General features: G+C 73.4%; 17 protein-coding genes, 1 tRNA gene and 2 pseudogenes. 12 read left to right on the top strand and 8 right to left on the bottom strand.

Features of this window, described 5'->3' with window-relative positions; genetic code table 11:
- Positions 1-370: 370 nt before the first annotated feature.
- Both NHG27_RS06550 and NHG27_RS06545 read right to left on the bottom strand, forming a co-directional pair.
- Complete coding sequence (locus NHG27_RS06550) at positions 371-790, bottom strand: hypothetical protein (protein ID WP_497015310.1); 420 nt, start codon at positions 788-790, stop codon at positions 371-373.
- Between the two features lie 306 nt (positions 791-1096).
- Positions 1097-2308: pseudogene (locus NHG27_RS06545) on the bottom strand (alpha-L-rhamnosidase-related protein); the annotation flags it as partial.
- A gap of 39 nt (positions 2309-2347) precedes the next feature.
- On the opposite strand from NHG27_RS06545, the gene NHG27_RS06540 reads away from it, so the two are divergent.
- The gene (locus NHG27_RS06540; protein WP_497015309.1) at positions 2348-3100 is read left to right on the top strand and encodes a class II aldolase/adducin family protein; all 753 of its coding nucleotides are present in this window, start codon (positions 2348-2350) and stop codon (positions 3098-3100) included.
- Between the two features lie 67 nt (positions 3101-3167).
- On the opposite strand, the gene NHG27_RS06535 is transcribed toward NHG27_RS06540, so the two are convergent.
- Positions 3168-4769: a GmrSD restriction endonuclease domain-containing protein gene (locus tag NHG27_RS06535; RefSeq protein WP_497015308.1), complete on the bottom strand. Its 1602-nt coding sequence runs from the start codon at positions 4767-4769 to the stop codon at positions 3168-3170.
- A 381-nt stretch (positions 4770-5150) separates the two neighbouring features.
- On the opposite strand from NHG27_RS06535, the gene NHG27_RS06530 reads away from it, so the two are divergent.
- The 5 genes from NHG27_RS06530 (at position 5151) to NHG27_RS06510 (ending at position 11180) form a co-directional block, all read left to right on the top strand.
- Positions 5151-6224, top strand: coding sequence for a LacI family DNA-binding transcriptional regulator (locus NHG27_RS06530; RefSeq protein WP_497015307.1), 1074 nt, complete (start codon positions 5151-5153; stop codon positions 6222-6224).
- A gap of 289 nt (positions 6225-6513) precedes the next feature.
- A complete protein-coding gene (locus NHG27_RS06525; protein ID WP_497015305.1) occupies positions 6514-7803 on the top strand; it encodes an ABC transporter substrate-binding protein in 1290 nt (429 codons plus the stop codon).
- A gap of 188 nt (positions 7804-7991) precedes the next feature.
- A complete protein-coding gene (locus NHG27_RS06520; RefSeq protein ID WP_193721043.1) occupies positions 7992-8897 on the top strand; it encodes a carbohydrate ABC transporter permease in 906 nt (301 codons plus the stop codon).
- Entirely contained in the window at positions 8894-9823 is a 930-nt protein-coding gene (locus tag NHG27_RS06515; RefSeq protein WP_193721044.1) for a carbohydrate ABC transporter permease, read from the top strand. Before NHG27_RS06520 ends, NHG27_RS06515 begins: the two co-directional genes overlap by 4 nt.
- Positions 9824-9938: 115 nt before the next feature.
- On the top strand, positions 9939-11180 hold the full coding sequence (locus NHG27_RS06510) for an AGE family epimerase/isomerase (protein WP_497015302.1): 1242 nt from the start codon (positions 9939-9941) through the stop codon (positions 11178-11180).
- Here NHG27_RS06510 and NHG27_RS06505 read toward each other — a convergent pair.
- The 4 genes and pseudogenes from NHG27_RS06505 to NHG27_RS06490 all read right to left on the bottom strand — a co-directional run bounded on the left by NHG27_RS06505 (position 11165) and on the right by NHG27_RS06490 (position 14650).
- Positions 11165-12355, bottom strand: a complete 1191-nt coding sequence (locus NHG27_RS06505) for a sulfate/molybdate ABC transporter ATP-binding protein (RefSeq protein ID WP_497015357.1) — start codon at positions 12353-12355, stop codon at positions 11165-11167. The two genes, NHG27_RS06510 and NHG27_RS06505, sit on opposite strands and share 16 nt — an antisense overlap.
- A gap of 138 nt (positions 12356-12493) precedes the next feature.
- A pseudogene (locus NHG27_RS06500) lies at positions 12494-13324 on the bottom strand (ABC transporter permease); the annotation flags it as partial.
- 82 nt (positions 13325-13406) lie between these two features.
- Positions 13407-14249: a molybdate ABC transporter substrate-binding protein gene (modA, locus tag NHG27_RS06495; protein ID WP_497015299.1), complete on the bottom strand. Its 843-nt coding sequence runs from the start codon at positions 14247-14249 to the stop codon at positions 13407-13409.
- Positions 14246-14650 carry a TOBE domain-containing protein gene (locus NHG27_RS06490; RefSeq protein WP_193721048.1) on the bottom strand — a complete coding sequence of 135 codons (405 nt, stop codon included), beginning with the start codon at positions 14648-14650 and terminating at the stop codon, positions 14246-14248. The genes modA and NHG27_RS06490 overlap by 4 nt, the downstream gene beginning before the upstream one ends.
- Before the next feature lie 153 nt (positions 14651-14803).
- On the opposite strand from NHG27_RS06490, the gene NHG27_RS06485 reads away from it, so the two are divergent.
- Positions 14804-14998: a hypothetical protein gene (locus tag NHG27_RS06485; protein WP_193721049.1), complete on the top strand. Its 195-nt coding sequence runs from the start codon at positions 14804-14806 to the stop codon at positions 14996-14998.
- A 128-nt stretch (positions 14999-15126) separates the two neighbouring features.
- Here the strand turns inward: NHG27_RS06485 and NHG27_RS06480 are convergent.
- Positions 15127-15200: transfer RNA gene (locus NHG27_RS06480), tRNA-Gly, on the bottom strand.
- Positions 15201-15337: 137 nt separating this feature from the next.
- Between NHG27_RS06480 and NHG27_RS06475 the strand changes: the two genes are divergently transcribed.
- From NHG27_RS06475 to NHG27_RS06455, 5 genes are all read left to right on the top strand, one after another.
- Positions 15338-15943: a TM2 domain-containing protein gene (locus tag NHG27_RS06475; RefSeq protein WP_497015294.1), complete on the top strand. Its 606-nt coding sequence runs from the start codon at positions 15338-15340 to the stop codon at positions 15941-15943.
- A gap of 145 nt (positions 15944-16088) precedes the next feature.
- Complete coding sequence (gene dcd / locus NHG27_RS06470; RefSeq protein ID WP_030151112.1) at positions 16089-16664, top strand: dCTP deaminase; 576 nt, start codon at positions 16089-16091, stop codon at positions 16662-16664.
- Between the two features lie 65 nt (positions 16665-16729).
- Complete coding sequence (locus tag NHG27_RS06465; RefSeq protein ID WP_193721052.1) at positions 16730-17821, top strand: hypothetical protein; 1092 nt, start codon at positions 16730-16732, stop codon at positions 17819-17821.
- A gap of 79 nt (positions 17822-17900) precedes the next feature.
- Entirely contained in the window at positions 17901-18533 is a 633-nt protein-coding gene (locus tag NHG27_RS06460; RefSeq protein ID WP_193721053.1) for a PadR family transcriptional regulator, read from the top strand.
- 295 nt (positions 18534-18828) lie between these two features.
- On the top strand, positions 18829-21888 hold the full coding sequence (locus tag NHG27_RS06455; RefSeq protein WP_497015290.1) for a Na+/H+ antiporter subunit A: 3060 nt from the start codon (positions 18829-18831) through the stop codon (positions 21886-21888).
- The last annotated feature ends 82 nt before the right edge of the window (positions 21889-21970 follow it).

Genomic DNA, 21970 nt, shown 5'->3' with positions numbered 1-21970 from the left:
GGCGCCGGCGGCGTCGCTCCGCGATGGCCTGCGGCCACCCTTGACCCAGGACTCCGACAGCCTCTTGTGCTCCGCTATCGGTACGGCGCCTCCGAGTGTGCCCACTGAAAGCCGCCGTTCGGCTCCCCGCCGTCCTCCCCGCCAAACGACGCGAACTCCTCGCCCGAGGGCCAGTTTCCCGGGCGAACCCCGCGAAGGGAACCGCGGGATCCTGCGGGAGAGCCCGCCACCGTGTTCCTACGGATCAGAAGGTTGGGGGTTCGAATCCCTCCGGGCGCACAGTACGCGAAGGCCAGGAACCGTCACGGTTCCTGGCCTTCGTGCGTCTCAGGACATCGCCCTCCGAGCGGGATGTCAGGGTCGGCAGCGCTCAGCCCTGACCGAGCTCGCGAAGGGCCGCCATCAGTTCGGCGGGCCGGTCCGTCCCGACGAGGTACTCCTTCGGCCCGTCCGGCACCTTGATCACGACGACACTTCCGCCTCTGACCAGGAGCGCCCACCGGCCAGGGCCGATCCACCGGAGGCCCAGCCCGCCCGCGGCCGCCATCGAGAGCGTCCCGTCCGTCACCTCGGAGATCTCGTCCCGGCTGATGGCATGCCGCCACACCGGGATGCCGAGGCGGAAGCCGAGGGAGACGCCTCGGACCGGGTCCACCTCCACGACGGACGACATCCGCGCCGCGCCCAGCACCAGCGCCATGGATCCGAGCGCGACCAGCACGACCCCGACCGCCTCGGCGGTGGATCGCGAGTCGGGCACGGCCGTCGCGACGATGAACGAGGTGATCACCAGGCCGAGGAGGACGACCCCGACCTGGAGCTCCCGCGAGGCGTGCCTGGTCTCACGAAACGTCGTGGAGGCCCCTTCCGGCGCCGACGCCGACGCGTCGCTCCGGGGGCTCTCCGGTGAAACAGGCATTCCGACCTTTCGGCAGGTACGTGCATCTGGCGGGACGCCAGGAGTCTGTCACACCGGCGCGGGCGCCGCGCCCGAGGGGTGCTTCCAGGGACGCCGTGCAGCCGAGCCCTCCCCGTCGGCCGCGCGCCGCCATCGGGCAGGTCCCCGTCCTTGGTGGGTCCTGGTCCCGCCGGGCGGTCACCTCCACGGGATCTCGAGACGGCCCGGGCCGTGGTGCAGGGAGCCCTCGTAGGACAGGGCGTGCCCGGCCGGGACGTCGACCGTCAGGAGGCCGTCCCGGTCGGCGACGACCGTGAGGTCCCCACCGCCGAGCGGCACGACCGCGGCCGCCCAGCCCAGGTCGCCGAGGTCGGGGTCGACCGTGAAGGTCCGCCACCCGGGCTCGAGCGGGACGAGGCCCAGGACGAGCTCCGGGAGCGCGGCAGCAGGTCCGCTCGCCCACCCGTGGCACAGGCTCTTGCCGTACGGGCGGCCGTACATGGACAGCGGGTCGTGCCCCGGACGGGGGAACTCCTCCCAGAAGGTCACCGACCCCGCGTCGAGCATGGGGCCCCAGTCCGCCGCGAGCGCGCGGACCGCGTCGGGCCGGTGCCCCGCAGACCCCAGCGCCCGCAGCGCGAGCGTCCTCATGAACGGCGTGCGGAACGTCGCGGCGGTCATCACGTCGACGGCGCCGCGGGGGACCGCGCCGTCGAACAGCCCGGCGTGGACCGCGAGCAGGGTCGCGTAGGGGTCCGGAGCGCTGCTCCCGTCCAGGTAGGTGCGCCAGGCGCCGTCGGTGCCGCTCCAGCCCTCGGCGCGCAGGACCTGGAGGACGCGGTCCGCGAGCCGCTCCCAGCGCCGGGCGCCGGGATGGTGCACGACGCCGAGGACCCGACCTGCCGCGCGCAGCGCCCAGTACCAGAGCACCTGGAGCGCGACCGGGTCGCGTCCCGGGGCGAACGTCACTCCCCAGTCGATGAGGACGGCGCCGGGCCCGGCCTCCGGGAACGCGTCGAGATCGGGTCGGGGGCGCAGGACGCCGCGCTCGTCGACGTCGGCAGCGAGCGTGCCCGGGAACGAGTCGACCGCGTCGGCCTGTCCCCCGAGGAAGGCGGCGTCGTCGAAGTGCAGGTGGTGCAGGTCGTGGGAGATCACCCACCACAGCGAGTAGTCCGAGATCCCGTTGATGAGGTGCGAGCGGGGCGACCCGAGGGCGCGGATGCTCGCCCGGACGACCTCGGGGTCCGCGAACGCGTAGGCGTTCGACGCCAGGCTCAGGCCGATGTCGCCGATCCACGGCATGCGGTCCCGCTTGATGCCGTCGATCATGAGCGACTGCATGCACAGGCGGAGCGTGAGCGCGCTCGACGCCCACACCTGGTCGAGGCGCGCGTCGTCGCACACGAACGCGCCGCGGCGCGGTGCGGGCCGGACGGAGGCCTCGACGTGGACCGACGTGCCGCGGAGGCGGGGGCCGGGAACATCTCCGTCTTCCTCGGCTGGGACGTCGAGGTCCGACGACGGTTCCCCCTCACGGAGGAGGTCGAGCTGCCCGCGGCCGCCCCCTCCCTGGTCGGCGGCACGATCCTCGTCACCGGGTCGGGTCGGCGGCTGCGTCAGATCGCGGCCGACCCCGAGGCGTGCGTCGGCGCGCTCAAGGTGCACCCGGGTGGGACGACGGCGACCCTGTTCACGTCCCCTCGACGCCTCTTCGAGCGGCTCACGAGCGAGTTCAACTCTCACCTCGGCGTGCACGAGGACCAGGTCGCGGCACGCGGGCTCGACTTCCACGCGGTGGTCCACGCCCAGCCCCCGCACCTGACGTACCTCTCGCACGTCCCCGCCTACCGGGACGACGCGACGATGAACCGGCGCATCCTGCGCTGGGAGCCCGAGTCGATCGTCTCGCTGCCCCAGGGCGTCAAGGTCCTGCCGTTCTTCGTCCCGGGCTCGCCCGAGATGATGGAGGCGAACGTCCTGGGCCTGCGCGAGGCCGAGGTGACCCGGTGGAGCAAGCACGGGGTCATGTCGCGCTCCGACCTGTCGGTCGTGCGGGCCGTCGACCGGATCGAGTACGCCGAGACGGGCGCCAAGTACGAGTACATGGACCTCATGGTCGGAGGGCGCGCCGAGGGGCTCACCCGGGACGAGATCCGGTCGGTCGCGACCACCTTCGCGATCGAGTCGCCCTGGCTCTGACGGCAGGGCGGGAGCCCGTCGGGCGGCGGACGCACCCGACGGGCTCCGACCCGTCAGGCGGGGACGTCTACCACCAGGCGCGCGAGAATCCGGCCGCCTCGGCCTCTTCCCAGTCCTCGAAGCACACGTCGCCCTCGATCCGCTTGAAGATCCACCGGTCCTCACGGAGGTAGTAGAGGTTCGTCGCACCGTCCGCCTGGCGGACGTGGAGGCCCTTGACCCGGCAGTCCGCCGGGATGGGCGTCGGTGTCGGCGTCGGCTCCTCGGGGGCGGGAGTCGCGGTCGGCTGGGGGGTCGGGCGAGGGGTCGGGCGAGGCACGGGCGTCGGGCCGGGCGACGGAGACGGCGACGGCTCGTCGACGGACGGCGCCTCGGGCGTCGGGGTGGGGGTCGGGCGCGGCCTGTCGACCGGGGGGACGACGGGGTCCCGCGGCGGGGGCGGCGTGCTGCCCGCAGGCAGGGGCTCGTCGGGACACGCGGAGAGGACGGCGACCATGGCGGTCTTCTCCGCACCGGTCACGCGCAGGCCGTACGTGTACTTCACGCCCACCTGGCGGGCGACGTAGGCGCAGCGGTACGACTCGTCGGGCGGCAGCCAGGCGGAGGCGTCGCCGTCGCCCTTCTGCTGGTTCAGCGCGCCGTCGACCACGAGGAGGTTGAGCGGATCGTTGGCGAACGCCTCCCGCCGTGTCCTGTCCCACGACCACGCGCCCTTGTGCCACGCGTCGGTCAGCGCGACCACGTGGTCCAGCTGGACCTTGCCGGACGACAGCGGCCCGCGCTCGAAGGCGATGTCCGTGCCCCCGTACGGGTCGGCGAGCAGACCCGTGACGACCACGCAGTCGTCCGTCCCCGGCTTGAACGAGACACCGGACAGCGACCGGCCGAGGGCGTCGTTGCGCGTGTCGCAGCCGTTGCCGTCGGTGTCCGCGAACCGCTTGCCGAACGCCTCGACCGCGAACCTTCTCGTGCCGTCCCGGTCCCCGACCTCGAGCAGGGCGACCGTCGCCAGCGCCGACTGGGAGGGCGCCGCGGCGACGACGGCGTCGACCGTGAGCGACGCGACGTCGAGCACGGCCGAGTTGGCCACCTCGACGTAGTCGGGGGTCCGGTCCTCCGGCGGGTCCACGACGGGGCTCGGGGCGCTCGCGGTCTTGGAGGCGGACGCGACCGGCGGCCCGTCCTGGGCGCGCTTGCCGGCGAGCGCGATGCCGCTCCCTGCGAGCGCGAGGACCAGCACCGCGCACCCGACCCAGAGGGAGGGCCCCGACAGGCGTCCACGCTGCGCGGGCGACCGGCGCGCGGAGCTCGGCGACGACGTCGGGCCGTGGCTCGCGGTGCCCGTGCCGCCGGCCTGTCCGCCCGGCCACCCCGGACCTGACGGCGGTCGTGGCACGGGCGGCTGGGCCCGCACCGTCGCGGCGGGAGCGTAGGACCCGGGCTGCTCCTCGACCCCGGGGCGCACCGCGGCGAACGGCGTCTCCTCGCCCTCGGCGGGCGGTGTCCGTGGCGGGTCGCCACCGAGGGTGCCGACGCCGAGCGGGAGGCGCTGGGTGCTGGCGGGCACGGCCGCAGGACGGGTGTGCTGGGACCAGCGGTCGCCGTCGAACCATCGTTGCGTGCCGGCGGCCGAGGGGTCGGGATACCACCCCGGGGCGGTGCGACCCATGGCGCCTCCTGCTGCTCTGGTCGCCTGCGGGCAACCCGCCGGCGGCGTCCTGGACCGGCAGGGCGATCGAAGGCTAGCGGAGAGGGGGAGCAGGTCACGAATCCGTCCGGAGCGGCGCGAGGACGGGTGTGGATGCGATCTCACGCGGGCGTGCCCGGCGCGGCGGCCGGTCGATGCTTGACAGCGCTGTCAGAATCGCGGTCTACTCGCCCCAGGGTGCGCCGAGGGCTCCCGGCCGCGCGGTGACGCGTCGTCGGGGCACGTCGGCGCGGAGCAGGTCCGGGGCGCGACGAGCCCCGCCAGAGATCCGTGCGGGGGTGGGTGCACATGGCCGCAGGTGGTCGACCGGCACGCGGGGGACGTCGACCGACCCTCGCCGCCGTGGCCGAGGCCGCAGGAGTCAGCCTCAAGACGGCGTCCCGCGTGCTCAACGACGAACCCAGCGTCTCCGAGGCGACCCGGCTCAAGGTCCGCACGGCCGCCGACGAGCTGGGCTTCCGGCGCAACGCCGTCGCCGCCGACCTCGCGCGCGGCGGCGTGTCCCGCCTCGTCGGGTTCGTCACGGGCGACATCGCCAACCCCTTCTACTCGGACCTCGCCGCCGGGATCGAGCGCGAGCTGCGCAAGCACGGGCTCCAGCTCATCACCACGAGCTCCGACGAGGACGCCGACCAGGAGCGCGAGCTCATCGACGCCCTGATCGAACGACGCGTCGCCGCCCTCTTCATCGCCCCCACGGGCACCGACCACTCCTACCTGCACCCCGAGCTGGCGACCGGGGTGCCCGTCGTCTTCCTCGACCGCCCACCGGGCGGCATCGAGGCCGACACGGTCGTGCTCGACAACCGCGCGGGCGCCGAGGAGGCGACGCGTCACCTCCTGGCCCAGGGACACCGCCGGATCGCGCTCGCGGGCGACCTGTCCCGACTGTGGACGTTCCGCGAACGCCACGAGGGCTTCGTCGCCGCCCTGCGCGACGCGGGCATCGAGGACCCCGAGCGGTACGTGCGCGAAGGCCTGCACGACGCGGAGTCGGCCCGGGCCGCGGTCGAGGAGCTCCTCGCGCTCGACGAGCCCCCGACCGCGATCCTCACGGCCAACAACAAGATCACGCAGGGCGCGCTCAGGGCGCTGCGCGCGAGGGCCCACGCCCCGTCCGACGGTGGGGGCGACGGCGCGGCCCACGCCCCGTCCGACGGCGCGGCCCACGGCGACCGCCGGAGCGTCGCGCTCGTCGGGTTCGACGACTTCGAGCTCGCCGACGTGCTGGGGGTGACGGTCGTCGGGTACGAGGTCTCCGCGATGGGCCAGGAGGCCGCACGGCTCGCGGTGGACCGCATCGCGGCGCCCGGTGGGGCAGCACGGTGGCGCGTGGTCCCGACCGTCCTGGTCCCCCGGGGCTCCGGCGAGATCGCGCCGAAGGTCGGGACGCTCGAGGTGCCGGCCGGTCGGTGACCCGCCCGCGGGGGCGTGGCCCACTGGCGGGGCGTGGCCCACCCGCGGGGGCGTGGCCCGCCCCGCCGTGCGGCGGTCGGCGCCGGGACGCGATGGTCCGTCCGTGCGCCCGCTGCGCCGTGACGACGACCGGGCGCACGCGCGCGCCGCTTGTCGCCGTCGTCCTCTCGTGCCCCCTGCGGAGGTCTCTCCGCGGTAACGATTGTGCGTACCTCTTTGACAGGGGGGAGGTGCGGTCGTACGTTCGACCTGTTCCTGACAGCGCTGTCAACGACGAAAGTAGGACCCCATGCGTAACGGATTACGCGTCGCCGGGGCACTGGTGGGCACTGCGGCCCTCCTCGCCCTCGCGGCTTGCAGCGGCGACTCTGGTAGCGATTCCACCAGCGGAGGCTCGGGAGAGGCCGCGGGCGGCGACGTCGAGGTCTTCACCTGGTGGGCTTCCGGCTCCGAGAAGGCGGGCCTCGACGCCCTCGTCACGGTGTTCGACGAGCAGCACCCCGACTACACGTTCGTGAACGGCGCGGTCGCGGGCGGTGCCGGATCGGCCGCCAAGGACCTGCTCCAGACCCGGCTCCAGGCCAACGACCCCCCGGACACGTTCCAGGCCCACGCGGGCGCCGAGCTCACCGACTACATCGACGCCGCCCAGATCGAGGACATCTCCGACCTCTACGACCAGTACGGGGTGACCGACGTCTTCCCGGAGGACCTGATCGACCTCCTCACCGTGGACGGCAAGATCTACTCGATGCCGTCGAACATCCACCGCTCCAACATGGTCTGGGCCAACCCCGCCGTCCTGACCGAGGCGGGCCTCGACCCCACGGCGACGTACGAGACCCTCGACGACTGGTTCGTGGCCCTCGACGCGGTCCAGGCCGCCGGCAAGACGCCGCTCTCGGTCGGCCAGACCTGGACGCAGGTCAACCTGCTCGAGACGGTCCTCATGGCCGACCTGGGCGCCGAGGCCTACAACGGGCTGTGGGACGGCTCGACCGACTGGGAGAGCCCGGAGGTCACGGCCGCCCTCGAGGACTTCGAGCAGCTCATGAGCTACACCAACACCGACCGCGACGGCCTGGACTGGCCCGAGGCCACGCAGCTCGTCATGGACGGGCAGGCCGCCTACAACGTCATGGGCGACTGGGCCGTGGCGGCGTTCGAGGGTGCCGACAAGGTCGCCGGGACCGACTTCGTCTACTTCCCGGTGCCCGGCACCGACGGCATGTTCGGCTTCCTCGCCGACTCGTTCACGCTCCCCGTGGGCGCCAAGAACCCCGACGGCGCCAAGGCTTGGATCGAGACCGTCTCGAGCCTCGAGGGGCAGACCGCGTTCAACAAGGCCAAGGGCTCCATCCCGGCCCGGACCGACGCGAACCCGGACGACTTCTCCGAGTACCAGCAGACCGCGATCACGTCGTTCGCCGAGGACACGATCCTGCCGTCGCTCGCCCACGGCGCGGCGGCCTCGGTCACGGTGTCCAACGCCATCTCGGACGCGACGAGCAAGTTCACGTCCGGCGCGTCCGACCTGTCGCAGTACCAGGCCGACCTGGCCGCCGCTGCCGCAGGCTAGGCCGTGCGACGAGCCCGCCGCGGAGCTGCTCCCGCAGCCCCGCGGCGGGCCCTGCCCGGTCACGCGCCGGACCCGAGACCCGCCGCACCACCCGCCGCACTCCCCGTCGCACCCGCCCGGCGGCCGTCGTCGCACCCTCGTGCGGACGAGCGTCCCCGGGCCGTGCCCGCACCCCTGGAGGATCACCGGTGATCCACTCCGCCCGACGATGGGGCCCGCCGCTCCTTCTCGTCGCCCCGTCCCTGATCCTGGTCGGGGTCTTCGTCTACGGCCTCATCGCGATCAACTTCTCGACCTCGACCACGGACATGCACAAGGCCGCGCAGTCCACGGGCCAGGCTCCCGTGTCCCGGGTCGGCCTCCAGAACTACCTCGACCTGCTCGCGAGCCCGGAGTTCCAGCACTCGTTGCTGAACCTCCTGATCTACACCGTGGTCTTCCTGGTGGGGACCATGGTCGTCGGGTTCGTGTGGGCCTGGCTCCTCGACAAGCCCCTCAAGGGCGAGGGGTTCTTCCGCGCCGTCTACCTGTTCCCCATGGCGGTCTCGTTCATCGCCTCGGGCGTCGTGTGGCGCTGGCTCCTCAACTCGAACCAGGACGAGAAGGCGAGCGGCCTCAACCGGCTGTTCCAGATGATCGGCCTGGACGCGCTGCAGAACAACTGGTGGAACAACATCACGTTCGGCATCGCGGCCATCGCGATCCCCGCGATCTGGCAGCTCTCCGGCTACGTCATGGCGCTCTTCCTCGCAGGGTTCCGCGGCATCCCCGAGGAGCTGCGCGAGGCGGCCCGCATCGACGGCGCGAGCGAGTGGAAGCTGTACCGCTACGTGCTCTTCCCGCAGCTCACGCCGATCGCGCTGTCCGCGCTCATCATCGTGGGCCACATGTCGCTCAAGGCGTTCGACCTCATCATGTCGATCTCGAAGCCGTCGAACTACCAGACCAAGGTCCCGGCGGTCGACATGTACGTCTTCAAGTCGAGCTTCGACTACGCGAACGCCGCCGCCGTGGGCGCGATCCTGCTCGTCATCGTCGCGTTCGTGATCGTGCCCTACCTGATCTCCCTGAACCGCAAGGAGAAGATCCGATGACCGCCGTGACCAGCCCCGTCGAGGCGCCCGTCCCCGGAGCGTCCCCCGGCTCGGGTTCCGGGCCCGGCGCCGGCGCGGCGGGCCGCCGCAAGAAGAAGCCCGTCGAGCGGTTCTCCGTGGCCCGCACGCTGCGCTACGCGCTCCTGATCCTCTTCGTGCTGATCGTGCTCGTGCCGGTGTACGTCCTGTTCGTCACGAGCTTCAAGGGACCGGGGGACGCGGCGCCGACCCGCGCGTGGAACCTGCCGCAGGTGTGGACGACCGAGAACTGGCAGGCGGCGTGGACGGCGCTGGCGCCGGCGATCGGCCGCACGCTCCAGATGGTCGTCCCGGCGGCGCTCATCTCGGCGTTCCTCGGCTCGCTCAACGGGTTCGTGCTCTCGCGCTGGCGGTTCCGCGGCGCGAACCTCGTCTTCACGCTCATCCTGTTCGGAATGTTCATCCCGTACCAGGCGGTGATCATCCCGCTCAACCAGCTCGTCCTGAGCCTCAACCTGCCGAGCGGCATCCCGACGCTGATCGTCCTGCACGTGATCTACGGCCTGCCGATCACGACCCTGATCTTCCGCAACTACTACCAGACGGTCCCGAACGAGCTCATCGAGGCGGCGCGGGTCGACGGCGCGGGCATGCTGCGCACGTACTGGTCCATCGTGCTGCCGATCTCGATCCCGAGCTTCGTGGTCGTGCTGATCTGGCAGTTCACCTCGGCGTGGAACGACTTCCTGTTCGCGGTGTTCTTCTCCTCGAGCCAGAACGGCCCGGTCACGCTCGCGCTCAACAACCTCGCGAACGGCGCCCTGCTGCAGAACTACGGGGTCTCGATGGCGGGCGCGCTGTTCGCGTCGCTCCCGACCCTCGTGGTGTACATCCTGCTCGGCAAGTACTTCATGGGCGGGCTCATGTCCGGGTCGGTCAAGGGGTGAGGCGGGCACGACGCGGCGGCACGCGGCCACGGGAGGCGGGCGACGCCGTCGGGCGTTCGCCCTGCACGCGCCCGGGCGGGGAAGATCTGTGGACACCGACGACGAACGGGGAAGCATGACGACCGACGACCATCCCGCGCGCTCGGGAGACGGGGCGGCGTGGCGCCGCGGCGAGCTCCGCAGGCTGCTCGCCTTCGCGGAGGCCTCGATCGGGCCCGACGGCGGGGCGCGCTGGCTCGACGACGACGGCGCCCCCGACCTGCGCAGGCCCGTGCACACGTGGATCACGGCGCGCATGGCGCACATGTTCGCGCTCGGTGCGCTGCTGGGGCTGCCCGGGACGGACCTGCTCGCGGACCGGGCCCTCGACGGGTTGCGCACCGCGCTGGCCGATCCCGTGGACGGCGGCTGGTTCGCGTCGCGCGGGCCGGGCGAGGCGGTCGACGCCACCAAGAGCGCGTACGCGCACGCGTTCGTGGTCCTGGCGGCGTCGAGCGCCACGGTCGCGGGCAGGCCCGGTGCGCGCGAGCTCCTCGACGACGCGCTGCGCGTCCTGGACCAGAGGTTCTGGGACGCCGACCAGGGCATGCTGCGGGACGAGTGGGACCGCGCCTGGACCACGTGCGCGCCCTACCGGGGCGCGAACGCGAACATGCACGGAGTCGAGGCGCTGCTCGCGGCGCACTCGGCCACGGGCGACCCGCGGTGGCTCGAGCGCGCGAGCGCGATCGCGGACCGCGTCGTCGGCTGGGCGGCCGAGCGGGAGTGGCGCGTCGTCGAGCACTTCGACGAGACGTGGCGTCCGCTGCCCGACCTCAACGCCGAGCGGCCCGACGACCCGTTCAAGCCCTTCGGGTCGACGCCCGGGCACGGGTTCGAGTGGTCCCGCCTGCTGGTCCAGCTCGACGCGGCGCAGGCCGCCGTGGGCGCCGGGGCCGCCGACGCGCGGCTGGACGCCGCGCGACGGCTGTTCGACCGCGCACTCGCGGACGGCTGGGACCCGGTCGAGGGCGGGTTCGTCTACACGGTCGACTGGTCCGGCCGGCCCGTCGAGCGGCGACGCTTCCACTGGGTGGCCACCGAGGCCGTCGCGGCCGCCGAGGTCCTCGCCCGGGTGACCGGCGAGCCCCGGTACGCGCGGCTCGCGGACGACTGGTGGGCCTGGGCCAGGTCGCACCTGGTCGACGCCGAGCGCGGGTCGTGGCGTCACGAGCTCGACGCCCGCAACCGCCCGTCGTCGGACGTGTGGGACGGCAAGCCCGACGTCTACCACGTCGGCCAGGCGTTCCTCCTGGCCGACGTCCCGGTCACGGGGAGCCTCGCGGAGTCGGTCGCGGCGGCTCAGCGGGTGCCGTAGATCTCCACCTCGGCCGCCTTGACCGCGAACCACGCCCTCTCGCCCGGGGCCAGGCGCAGGTCCGCGACGGACCGCGCCGTCAGGTCCGCCGCGAGGTGCCCGACGGCGTCGCGCACCTCGCGGGGCCCCGTCACCTTCCCCCAGGCCCGGAAGAGCTGGCCGTGCGGCTCGAGCGACGTGATCGTCACCGCGAACGCGTTGCGCGGGCTGCCCGACGGCGCGTCCCGGTGGACCGCGACCGCGCGCGGCTCGAACATCGCGACCGCCGGGTCCCCCGGGACGAGGCCCGCCTCGTCGGCGACGACGCCCGCGACGACCTGTGCGGCGGTGCCCGTGAGGGTGGCCGTGCCGGGGCCCCCGGTCGCCCCGGCGCTGCCCGCGCCGCCGTCCGGTCCGTCGTGCCCGCCGAGCCGCAGCCCGCCGTCGTCGGTCGCGGTCCCGGCGAGCAGGTTGATGCCCGCGAGGCGGGCGGCGAACCGTGACCGAGGACGCGTCAGGACCTCGCGCGCCGGTCCGTCCTCGACGACCCGCCCCGCGTCCAGGACGACCGCCCGGTCGGCGAGCAGCAGGACGTCGAGCAGGTCGTGCGTCACCAGGAGGGTCGTGCGGGGGTGGGCGCGCTGGGCGTCGTGCAGGGCCCGGCGCACCTGCTGCGCGACCCCGACGTCGAGCGAGGCCAACGGCTCGTCGAGCAGCAGGACGCGGGGGTCGGTCGCGAGGGCGCGCACGATCGAGACGCGCTGCGCCTGACCGCCCGACATCTCGTGGGGCCGCCGCGCGGCGAGGTCGCCTGCGGCGAGGGCGTCGAGCAGCTCGCGGGCCGCGGCCCTGGCCCGGTGCCTGGGCGCCCCCCGGGCACGGAGCCCGAACGCGACGTTGTCCACCGCGTCCAGGTGCCCGAACAGCAGCGGCCGCTGCGTCAGCCACCCGACCCCGCGCCTGCGCGGTGGGACGGCGACCCCGTGCAGGGTGTCGGTGAGGACCGTGCCGTCGATCGTGACGCGCAGCTCGTCGGGCAGGGGCCCCTCGGCACGGGTGGACCGGCGGTGCGGGAGCAGTCCCGTGAGGGCCTGGAGGAGCGTCGACTTGCCCGCACCGTTGGGCCCGAGGACCGCCACGACCTCGCCGGGCCGGACGGAGAGGTCGACGTCGACGCCGCGCTCCGCGAGCCGCACCCGCACGTGCACCGGTGCGCCGGGGAGGGCGGACCCGGGCGCCGGGACGGACGGACCCGGGTCCGGCGTCGTCGGGCCGGAGGGCGCGCGGACGCGTCCGGCGCTCGCGGGGCCGACGGGTTGCTCGCGGGCCGGGCCGGCGGGCCGGGCCGGGCTGGCGGGCCGGGCCGGTCCGCCGCGCTCCTCCCGCCCGAACGGGCCGCCGTGGACCGCGGCCGTCACGACGAGCGCCACGACCACGAGCAGGAGGGACAGTGCGACCGCTGCGTCGGGGTCGGCGCTGCGCTGGAGGTAGATCTCGAGCGGCAGCGTCTGCGTGACGCCCTGGAGCGACCCGGCGAACGTGATGGTCGCGCCGAACTCCCCGAGGGCGCGGGCGAACGCGAGCACGGACCCGGACACGAGCCCGGGCAGGACGAGCGGGAGCGTCACGCGGCGCAGGACGGTCGTGGGGGAGGCGCCGAGCGTCGCGGCGACCTCCTCGAAGCGGGCGTCGTGCGTCCGCAGCGAGCCCTCGAGGCTCAGCACGAGGAACGGCAGCGCGACGAACGTCTGCGCCATGACCACCGCGGTGGTCGTGAACGCGACCTCGACCCCCAGCACGGACAGGTGCTGGCCGATCAGCCCGCGCCGCCCGAACGTGTGGAGCAGCGCGATGCCACCCACGACGGGCGGCAGCACGAGCGGCAGCAGCACGAGCGCACGGGCGACGCGCTGCCCGGGGAACGTGGTCCGCGCGAGGACCAGCGCCATGGGCGCGCCCAGCAGGACGCAGCACACGGTCGCGACGGACGACGTCCGCACCGAGAGCCACAGGGCGTCGGTCGCGGTGGGCGAGGTGAGGAGGTCCCAGATCCCGCCGAGGCCCCCGGACACGTCGAGGCGCGCGACCATCGCGACCACGGGCACGACGACGAACAGCGCGCCGAGCGTCGCGGGGACGAGGACCCAGCGGGGGAGGCCGCGCATCAGAGGGCCGCCCGGGGCGTCCGGGGGAGGCGACCCCGGGCACGGCTCGACCCGAGAACGGCCCTGCTCCCGCGTCCTGGCCTCACGGTGCCCCGAAGCCCGCCTTCGCGAGCGCGTCCTGGCCGACGGGTCCGGTCACGAGGGCGACCCACTCCTGCGCCAGCGCGGCGTCGGCCGCCCCCGTCGTGACGGCGATCGGGTACTGGTTGACGACGGTCGTCGTCTCGGGGACGTCGACGACCTCGACGTCGTCGCCCGCGAGGGTCGCGTCGGTCACGTAGACGAGGCCGGCGTCGGCCTCCCCGGCCGTGACCTTGGCGAGGACATCGGTCACGCTGGCCTCCTCGCTCACGCGGTGGACCGTGGTGCCGGCGGCGGCCTCGACCTTCGCGGTCGCGGACCCGCAGGGCACCTCGGCCGCGCACACGACGACCTTGAGGTCCTCGCGCGCGAGGTCCGCGAACGACGTCACACCACCCGGGTTCCCCGGGGGCACGACGACCGTGAGGGTGTTGGTCGCGAAGACCACGGGGTCGGCCGCGTCGCCGCCCTCGACGACGCGGTCCATGTTCGTGGTGTCGGCCGAGGCGAGCACGTCGCCGGGGCTCCCGGCGAGGAGCTGGTCGGCGAGGTCGGCCGACCCGGCGAACGACAGGGCGACGGTCACGCCGTCGTGCTCGGCCTCGAACTCCTGCGCGAGGTCCGCGAACACGTCGCGCAGCGACGCGGCGGCGAGCACGGTGAGGGTCTGCTCCTCGACGGGAGCGGTCGGGCCGGGCGGGCTCGCGTCCGGGGTGCCCGACGGCGCCGCGCACGCCGCGAGGGCGGCCGTCAGCAGGGCGGTGGTCGCCACGGCGAGCGCACGCCGGGCGGGTCGGCCGCGGCGTGGGGTGCTCGCGCGGGCAGGACGGGCGGAGCGGTTCATGCGAGGCCTCCCGGCGTCTCGACGATCACGGTGGTGGCCTTGACGACGGCGACGGCGAGGCTGCCCGGCTCGAGGCCCAGCTCTCGGACGGCCTCCGTGCTCATGAGGGAGACGACGCGTTGCCCGCCGCACAGCATCTCGACCTGGGACATGACGGTGTCGCTGACGACGCCGGTGACGATCCCGACGAACCTGTTCCGGGCCGAGCGGGCGACGCCCGAGGGGTCGGGGGTCGCCTGGGCGGTGCGGACGGCGTAGGCGGCGAGCCGGGCTCCGTCGACGACCTTGCGGCCCGAGTCGTCGAGCGTGGCGTCGAGCTCGCCGGCGTCGACCCAGCGGCGGACGGTGTCGTCGCTGACGCCGAGCAGGTCGGCAGCTTCCCTGATCCGATAGTGCGGCATGAGGAAGACTATAGGGCCGCATCTGCGGAGTGCGTGGACGGGATCGGCGAACCTCGCGGCGATTCAGGGGTATATGCCCGATTCGGCGCCGGGGCCGTGGCATGCTCGCACGGTGCGCACGGCTCGCTGCGTCCTGGACGGGTAGGAGGACTCGTGTTTCGTCGGTACTGGAGCTCGTTCGCCTTGGTCGTGATCGGCGCCGTCTGGGCAGTGGGCGGAGGGATCGCCGCCCTCACCGGCGACGACGGCCCGCAGTCGCCGCTCCTCGTCGTCGTGCTCGGCGGGCTCGCGGTCGCCGCGGGTCTCGTGAGCGCGGCCGTGCGGGCGAGGTCGCGCGACGAGCCATGAGGTGACGCCGGGGCGCCCCGGCGTCGTCGCCGGCTCGTCGTCGCTCGTCGCCGCTCCGCGCCGTGGACGCGCGCGCCGGGCTGTCGACGCGAGAGGCCCCGCACCATCAGGTGCGGGGCCTCTCGTCGTGGAGCGGATGACGGGAATCGAACCCGCGCTATCAGCTTGGGAAGCTGAAGTTCTACCATTGAACTACATCCGCGTGACGTGGAACCTGCAGCTCGCAGGGCCGTCTCCGGCCGGTGCGAGCCGGTGAGGAACCGGCGTGCGTCCACGATCATACCCAAGTCGGGCCACGATGCCAGCATCCGGTGTCCGCGCAGTGCCTGAGGAGGCGTCTTGTCCGAGAACCCGTACCAGCAGCAGCCCACCGATCCTGCGGCTGGAGCGGACCCGTACGGCCAGTACGGGGGAGCGCCGCAGCAGCCCGCGGCGCCTGCCTACGGTGACAACGCGGCGCCGTACGGTGGACCCGCGTACGGTGCGGACCCCTACGCCCAGCAGCAGCCGGCCTACGGCTCGTCGGACCCCTACGCCCAGCCCCAGCCCGCGTACGGCGAGCAGCAGCAGCCTGCCTACGGCGCCCCGGACCCGTACGCGCAGCCGGGGTACGGGTACGGCGCCCCGCAGCAGCCCTACCAGCAGGGCTACCAGCAGCCGTACGGCGCGTACGGTGCGCAGCAGCCCGGCTACTACGAGGACCCGAACGCGAAGTCGCGGCTCGCCGCGGGCCTGCTCGGCATCTTCCTGGGCATGTTCGGCATCCACCGGTTCTACCTCGGGTACACGGGCGTCGGGGTGACGATGCTGCTCATCTCGGTGCTGTCGTTCGGGATGCTGGGCTGGGCCGTCGCCATCTGGGGCCTCGTCGAGGGCATCCTCTACCTGACGTCCAAGGGCGGCCAGTACGCGGTCGACTCGACGGGACGCCCGCTGCGCAGCTGACGGTGCGCGTACCCGCGGGCGCCGAACCCGAGGTCGGTCGGGCAACCGCACCGAGTTGCCCGACGAACCTCGGGTTCGGCACCCGGGTCAGGCGACCACGGGCGTCCGGTCCGTCGGTCCTCGCGTCGCGAGTACCGTTGCCCCCGTGCTCCTCTCCGACCGCGACATCACTGCCGAGATCGACGCCCAGCGGGTCCGCCTGGACCCCTACGACCCCGCGATGCTCCAGCCGTCGAGCATCGACGTGCGGCTCGACAAGTTCTTCCGGTTGTTCGACAACCACAAGTACCCGTTCATCGACCCGTCGACCGACCAGCCGGACCTGACGCGGCTGGTCGAGGTCGAGCCCGGCGAGCCGTTCATCCTGCACCCGGGCGAGTTCGTCCTGGGGGCGACGTTCGAGCAGGTCTCCCTGCCCGACGACGTCGCGGCCCGCCTCGAGGGCAAGTCGAGCCTGGGGCGCCTGGGGCTCCTCACGCACTCGACGGCAGGGTTCATCGACCCCGGGTTCTCCGGCCACGTGACCCTCGAGCTGAGCAACGTCGCGACGCTCCCCATCACGCTGTGGCCCGGCATGAAGATCGGTCAGCTGTGCTTCTTCCGGCTGTCGTCGGCCTCGGAGCACCCGTACGGCTCGTCGATCTATGGTTCTCGGTACCAGGGTCAGCGAGGCCCGACGGCCTCGCGCTCCTGGCAGAACTTCCACCGAACCGACGTGTGATCCCCAGCCGGCTCGCGCGAGCCCGCCAGATCGGACGTTCTCACCGCAGAGAGGCTGACTTCACCGTGTCGCACCCGTCCAGCTCGACCCTCCAGCCGTTCCCCGCGTCCTCGGCGCAGGGTCACCAGGCGCGGCACCTGCTCGCGCTGCCGGAGGACGTCGAGGTCGACGAGGTCGAGACCCTCGCGCTGTCCAGGTTCGCCGGTGCGCGGTGGGACGTGGCGCCGTCGGGCACGGACCCCCTGACCCCCGCTCCCCGCACGGGCAAGCCGGGCGAACCGGGAGTGCTGCGCACCTCGCGGCACACGACGCTGACCGGCCCGTACTCGCCGTGGTCGGCCGACGGGGTCAACCCCGGCCTGCCGCCGGGGACCGCCCAGGTGTTCGACGTCGTGTGCCCGCGTGAGCGGGGCGACGTCCCGATCCCCGGTGGTGGCGACCGCGACGGCGTGGGCCGCGCCTTCCCGGCGGGGCTCCCGACGCGCGAGGAGGAGCGTGTGATCGCGTGGCTCGTCGAGGTCGCGCGACGGCTGGGCGGCTCGATCCGGGTCGACGCCGCGAACCCCGCCGCGCCGGCCGTGGTGCTGACCCCGGACCCGGGGGCCACGGTGGACATGTCGGTGTTCTCGGACGTGTGGCTCGACCCCCAGGCCGCGCTGGCAGTGGTCGGCGCGGTGCACCCGCGCGTGGTGCTCGCGACCGAGGGCAGCCCGTACCAGGGGCCGCCCAAGGGTATCGGCGAGCTGCCGCTGTACCGGGGAGAGACCCTGGACCCGGAGCTGCGGCGTGCGCTGCACGCGCAGGCGGACGACATCGACATCGCCGCCCTGACGAGCGGCAAGGTCCTCGACGGGTACGGCCTCATGGTCGACATGGGCGTCGACGGGCTCGTGGCGGTCGAGGTGGGTGGCGAGGAGCAGCTGCCGCTTCTGCTGCGCAACCTGCCGTGGGCGTCGGCGGGCGCGGTCGCGTACCGCGTGCGCTGGGAGCCGCGGGACCTCGTCGAGGCGCAGTCGGAGTCGCCGTCGTTCGAGCTGAAGATCGCGCGCAAGCGTGCGGCCGAGCTCGTCGCGACCGTGACCCGTGCGCTGTACGCGGCGGTGGGCGGCGAGATCGCCGACGAGGCCGACTTCCTGGTGGACCCGCAGGACGTCTAGGAGTTGGTTGCGCTCTCACCGGTGCCCCGCATACTCTCGACCGTCCGGGCGGGAACGGGATGAACAGGGCGAGGTGGGCATGCCGAAGGGCGCAGCGGACGGCGGGGCAGCCACGGCCCGCCGCCGGGGCAACCCGTTGGCGCTCGCGGTCCTCGCACAGCTCGGCGACCGGCCCATGCACCCCTACGAGATCGCCCGGGTGCTCAAGGAGGGCCGCAAGGACGAGTCGGTACGACTCAACTACGGCTCGCTGTACTCGGTCATCACGGCCCTGGTGCGCGACGGGCTCATCGAGACCGCAGGCACCGAGCAGGACGGCAACCGTCCGCAGCGCACCGTCTACCGGCTGACGGCCGACGGGCGCGCCGAGGTCGACGACTGGATGCGCTGCCTCCTGGGCACCCCGGTCAAGGAGTACCCGCAGTTCATGGCGGCGCTCAGCTTCATGCAGGTCCTGCGGCCCGACGACGCCGCGCCCCTCCTGCGCGCCCGTCTCGTGGCGCTGCGGGTCGCCGCTCTGCGGATCGAGGAGGACCTGGAACGCCGGACCGAGGCCGACCCGGCCCCGTTCACGGCCGAGACCGAGTACGAGCTCGCCCTGCTCCAGGCCGAGGTCCGGTACGTCGAGGCGCTCGTCCACCGCCTGGGCGACGGCTCGCTCGACGGGCTCGGGGCCTGGCGGGACCGCCCGCTCGAGGACGTCCCCTCCTAGGCCGGGCCCGTGGGCCCGGCTCGCGTCGACCGGTGGCCGATCCGTGGCCTCTCGGTGCATTCCCGCTGAACCTGTGACATCACACACCGGTCCGCGGGGCGTCGCGTGGTCTCGCAGGCCTCGTTGAACGGTAAAATACCTACCGGACCCGGTGTGTCACGGGGCCCTCCTTCGCCTGCGCGCCGTCGTGCCGGTCGGAGCGGTCCTGGCAGCGCGCCCGGGTTCACGTACTCGCCCACCCGCCCCCGACCAGGACGGAGCGGACGTGCTCTATCTGCTCGTTGCGCATCTGGCAATGGCACTCGGCGCGCCCGCACTCGTGTCTGTGCTCGGCCGCAAGGCGTTCTTGGTGATGGCCCTCGCGCCCGCCTCCGCCGCTGTCTACGCCCTCAGCTGGACCACCCGCGTCATGGACGGCGCGCACCCGACCGAGGTCACCCAGTGGGTGCCCGGGCTCGGGCTCGAGCTGGCCTTCCGCATGGACACGCTGTCGTGGCTCATGCTGCTGCTCGTCGGCGGCGTCGGGGCGCTGGTCCTCGTGTACTGCTCGGCCTACTTCTCGCCCACGGCGTCCGGGCTCGGGCGCTTCGGCGCCGTCCTGACGGCGTTCGCGGGCGCCATGGTCGGGCTCGTCACGGCCGACGACATGCTGCTCCTGTTCGTCTTCTGGGAGCTCACGACCGTCTTCTCCTACCTGCTGATCGGGCACTACGCGGACCGCAAGGCGAGCCGACGAGCCGCGATGCAGGCCATCGTCGTCACGACGGCGGGCGGGCTCGCGATGCTCGTGGGCGTCGTGATCCTGGGGGTCCAGGGCGGGACGTTCCGCCTCTCGGAGATCATCGCGGAGCCTCCGACCGGCGGGGCCGTGACCGCCGCGATCGTCTGCATCCTCGCGGGCGCCGCGAGCAAGTCGGCCCTGATCCCGCTGCACTTCTGGCTGCCCGCCGCCATGGCCGCGCCGACCCCGGTGAGCGCCTACCTGCACGCCGCGGCCATGGTCAAGGCCGGGGTCTACCTCGTGGCCCGGTTCGCCCCCGCCTACTCCGACACCACGGTGTGGCGCACGATCGTCATCGTCCTGGGTGTCGGCACGCTGCTCGTGGGTGGGTACCGGGCGCTGCGCCAGCACGACCTCAAGCTCGTCCTCGCGTTCGGCACCGTGAGCCAGCTCGGGCTCATCATCCTGCTCGTGGGCCTCGGGACGCGGTCGGCCGCGCTCGCGGGCCTCGCGATGATCGGCGCGCACGCCATGTTCAAGGCCTCGCTCTTCCTGGTCGTCGGTGTGGTCGACGCCGCGACGGGCACGCGCGACCTGCGCCGGCTGACGGGCGTCGGGCGCGCGCTGCCGCTCACGGCCCTCGCCGGAGGTCTCGCGACCGCGTCCATGATCGGCCTGCCCCCGCTCGCCGGGTACGTCGCCAAGGAGGCGGCCCTCGAGGCGCTCCTGCACGGCGAGGGGCCGGGCTGGGTCGACGCCGTGGTGCTGATCGGCGTGGTCGTCGGCTCGATGTTCACGGTCGCCTACGGCATCCGCTTCTTCTGGGGGGCGTTCGCGACCAAGAAGCACGTCGCGGCCGCCCTCGCGCGGGCCAACGAGCACGTGCACACCGACGCGGCGGCCAAGGCCCGGGCGGGCAAGGGCGCGACCGGTGAGGAGCCCGCCAAGCAGGTGGCGCCCCTGCCCGACGACGCCCCGATCGACCCGGCGCGCATCCACCGGCAGCCCCTGCTCCTCGTGGGGCCCGCCCTGGTGCTCGCGCTGCTCGGCCTCGCGGCGGCCCTCGTCCCGCACTTCGGCGAGGACCTCCTCGCGCCCTACGCCGACACCTACCCGGTGGGGGAGCCGGGCCACCTGGTCCTGTGGGCCGGGCTCACCCCGGCGCTCGGCCTGACCGTGCTGATCCTCGGGGTCGGTGCCCTGCTCTTCTGGCAGCGCAACGCCGTGGAGCGGTTCCAGGCCTCCCTGTGGACCGGCCCGGAGGCGGACCGCACCTACCGGCGGATCATGCGCCGGCTCGACGACCTGGCGGCCGACGTCACCGCGGTCACCCAGCGTGGTTCGCTGCCGTTCTACCTGGGCGCGATCCTGGTCGTCCTGGTCGCCGGGCCGGGTCTCCTGATGCTCGTCGGCGGGCAGTGGCCCGAGCAGGTCAAGGCCTGGGACCGGCCCGCCCAGCTCGCTGCCGTGGCCGCGATCTGCGTCGCCTCGATCCTCGCCGCCCGGTCGCGTCGCCGCCTCAAGGCCGTGATCCTCGTGGGCATCGCGGGCTACGGCAACGCGATGCTGTTCCTGCTGCACGGCGCCCCCGACCTGGCGCTGACCCAGGTGCTCGTCGAGACCATCACGCTCGTCGTCATGGTGCTCGTGCTGCGCCGCCTCCCTCCGTACTTCTCCAACCGGCCGCTCGCCGCGTCGCGGTGGGTGCGACTGGGGCTCGGGGTCGCGGTGGGCGTCGTCATGATGGGCTTCGCCCTCACGGTCCCGCTCGCGCGGGTCGCGAGCCCCATCTCGCTCGACTTCCCGGCCGAGGCGTACATCCACGGCTACGGCAAGAACATCGTCAACGTGACCCTCGTCGACATCCGCGCGTGGGACACCATGGGCGAGATCTCCGTCCTGCTGGTCGCGGCGACCGGCGTCGCGTCGCTCGTGTTCCTGCGGACCCGCAGCGGCGAGATCCTGCGCGAGCGCGACGCGACGTCCTCCGGCGCGGCCACGCCGGGCATCTGGGCCAACGAGGACGACCCGGGGGCGGCCCTGCGCCGTCGCGGGGTCGACAAGGAGGCCGAGGCCGGCAAGCAGCCGCGCATGCTCGTGTGGCTGAGCGCAGGGCGGACCCTCGCCCCGCAGCGACGCTCGGTCATCTTCGAGGTCGTCACCCGCGTGCTCTTCCACTCGATGATCGTGTTCGCGATCTTCCTGCTCTTCTCGGGGCACAACGCACCGGGCGGCGGGTTCGCGGCCGGGCTCGTCGTGGGCGTCGCGCTCATCGTGCGGTACCTGGCCGGCGGGCGGTACGAGCTCGGTGAGGCCGCGCCCGTCCACCCGGGCCTGCTGCTCGGGACCGGGCTCTTCCTGTCCGTCGGCGTCGGCCTGATCGGCCTGTTCATGGGCAAGAGCGTCCTGCTGAGCACCGCGATCGACATCAGCCTGCCGCTCGTCGGCACGGTCCACCTGGTCACGTCGCTGTTCTTCGACCTCGGGGTGTTCCTCGTGGTCGTGGGCCTGGTGCTGGACATCCTGCGCACGCTCGGGGCGGAGATCGACCGCCAGGCCGAGGCCTCGGCGCGGGAGGACGCAGGGCCCATGGAAGCGATGGAACCCGACCAGATCGGAGGGGGGCGACGATGAGCTCGACGAACCACCTGCTCGCCCCCCTGCTCGTGCGGGCCGCCGACGTCGACCCCGCCGACGTGGCGCGGACCACCGACAG

The organism is Oerskovia sp. 140933, assembly GCF_059651515.1.
This window is presented reverse-complemented; position numbering and strand designations above follow the sequence as displayed.

What these genes read in the sequence shown, in the direction of transcription:
- NHG27_RS06535 (WP_497015308.1), bottom strand. Translation starts at nt 4,769, where the DNA reads ATGGGTCGCACCGCCCCGGGGTGGTATCCCGACCCCTCGGCCGCCGGC.
- NHG27_RS06525 (WP_497015305.1), top strand. Translation starts at nt 6,514, where the DNA reads ATGCGTAACGGATTACGCGTCGCCGGGGCACTGGTGGGCACTGCGGCC.
- NHG27_RS06515 (WP_193721044.1), top strand. Translation starts at nt 8,894, where the DNA reads ATGACCGCCGTGACCAGCCCCGTCGAGGCGCCCGTCCCCGGAGCGTCC.
- NHG27_RS06510 (WP_497015302.1), top strand. Translation starts at nt 9,939, where the DNA reads ATGACGACCGACGACCATCCCGCGCGCTCGGGAGACGGGGCGGCGTGG.
- modA (WP_497015299.1), bottom strand. Translation starts at nt 14,249, where the DNA reads ATGAACCGCTCCGCCCGTCCTGCCCGCGCGAGCACCCCACGCCGCGGC.
- NHG27_RS06490 (WP_193721048.1), bottom strand. Translation starts at nt 14,650, where the DNA reads ATGCCGCACTATCGGATCAGGGAAGCTGCCGACCTGCTCGGCGTCAGC.
- NHG27_RS06460 (WP_193721053.1), top strand. Translation starts at nt 17,901, where the DNA reads ATGCCGAAGGGCGCAGCGGACGGCGGGGCAGCCACGGCCCGCCGCCGG.
- NHG27_RS06455 (WP_497015290.1), top strand. Translation starts at nt 18,829, where the DNA reads ATGGCACTCGGCGCGCCCGCACTCGTGTCTGTGCTCGGCCGCAAGGCG.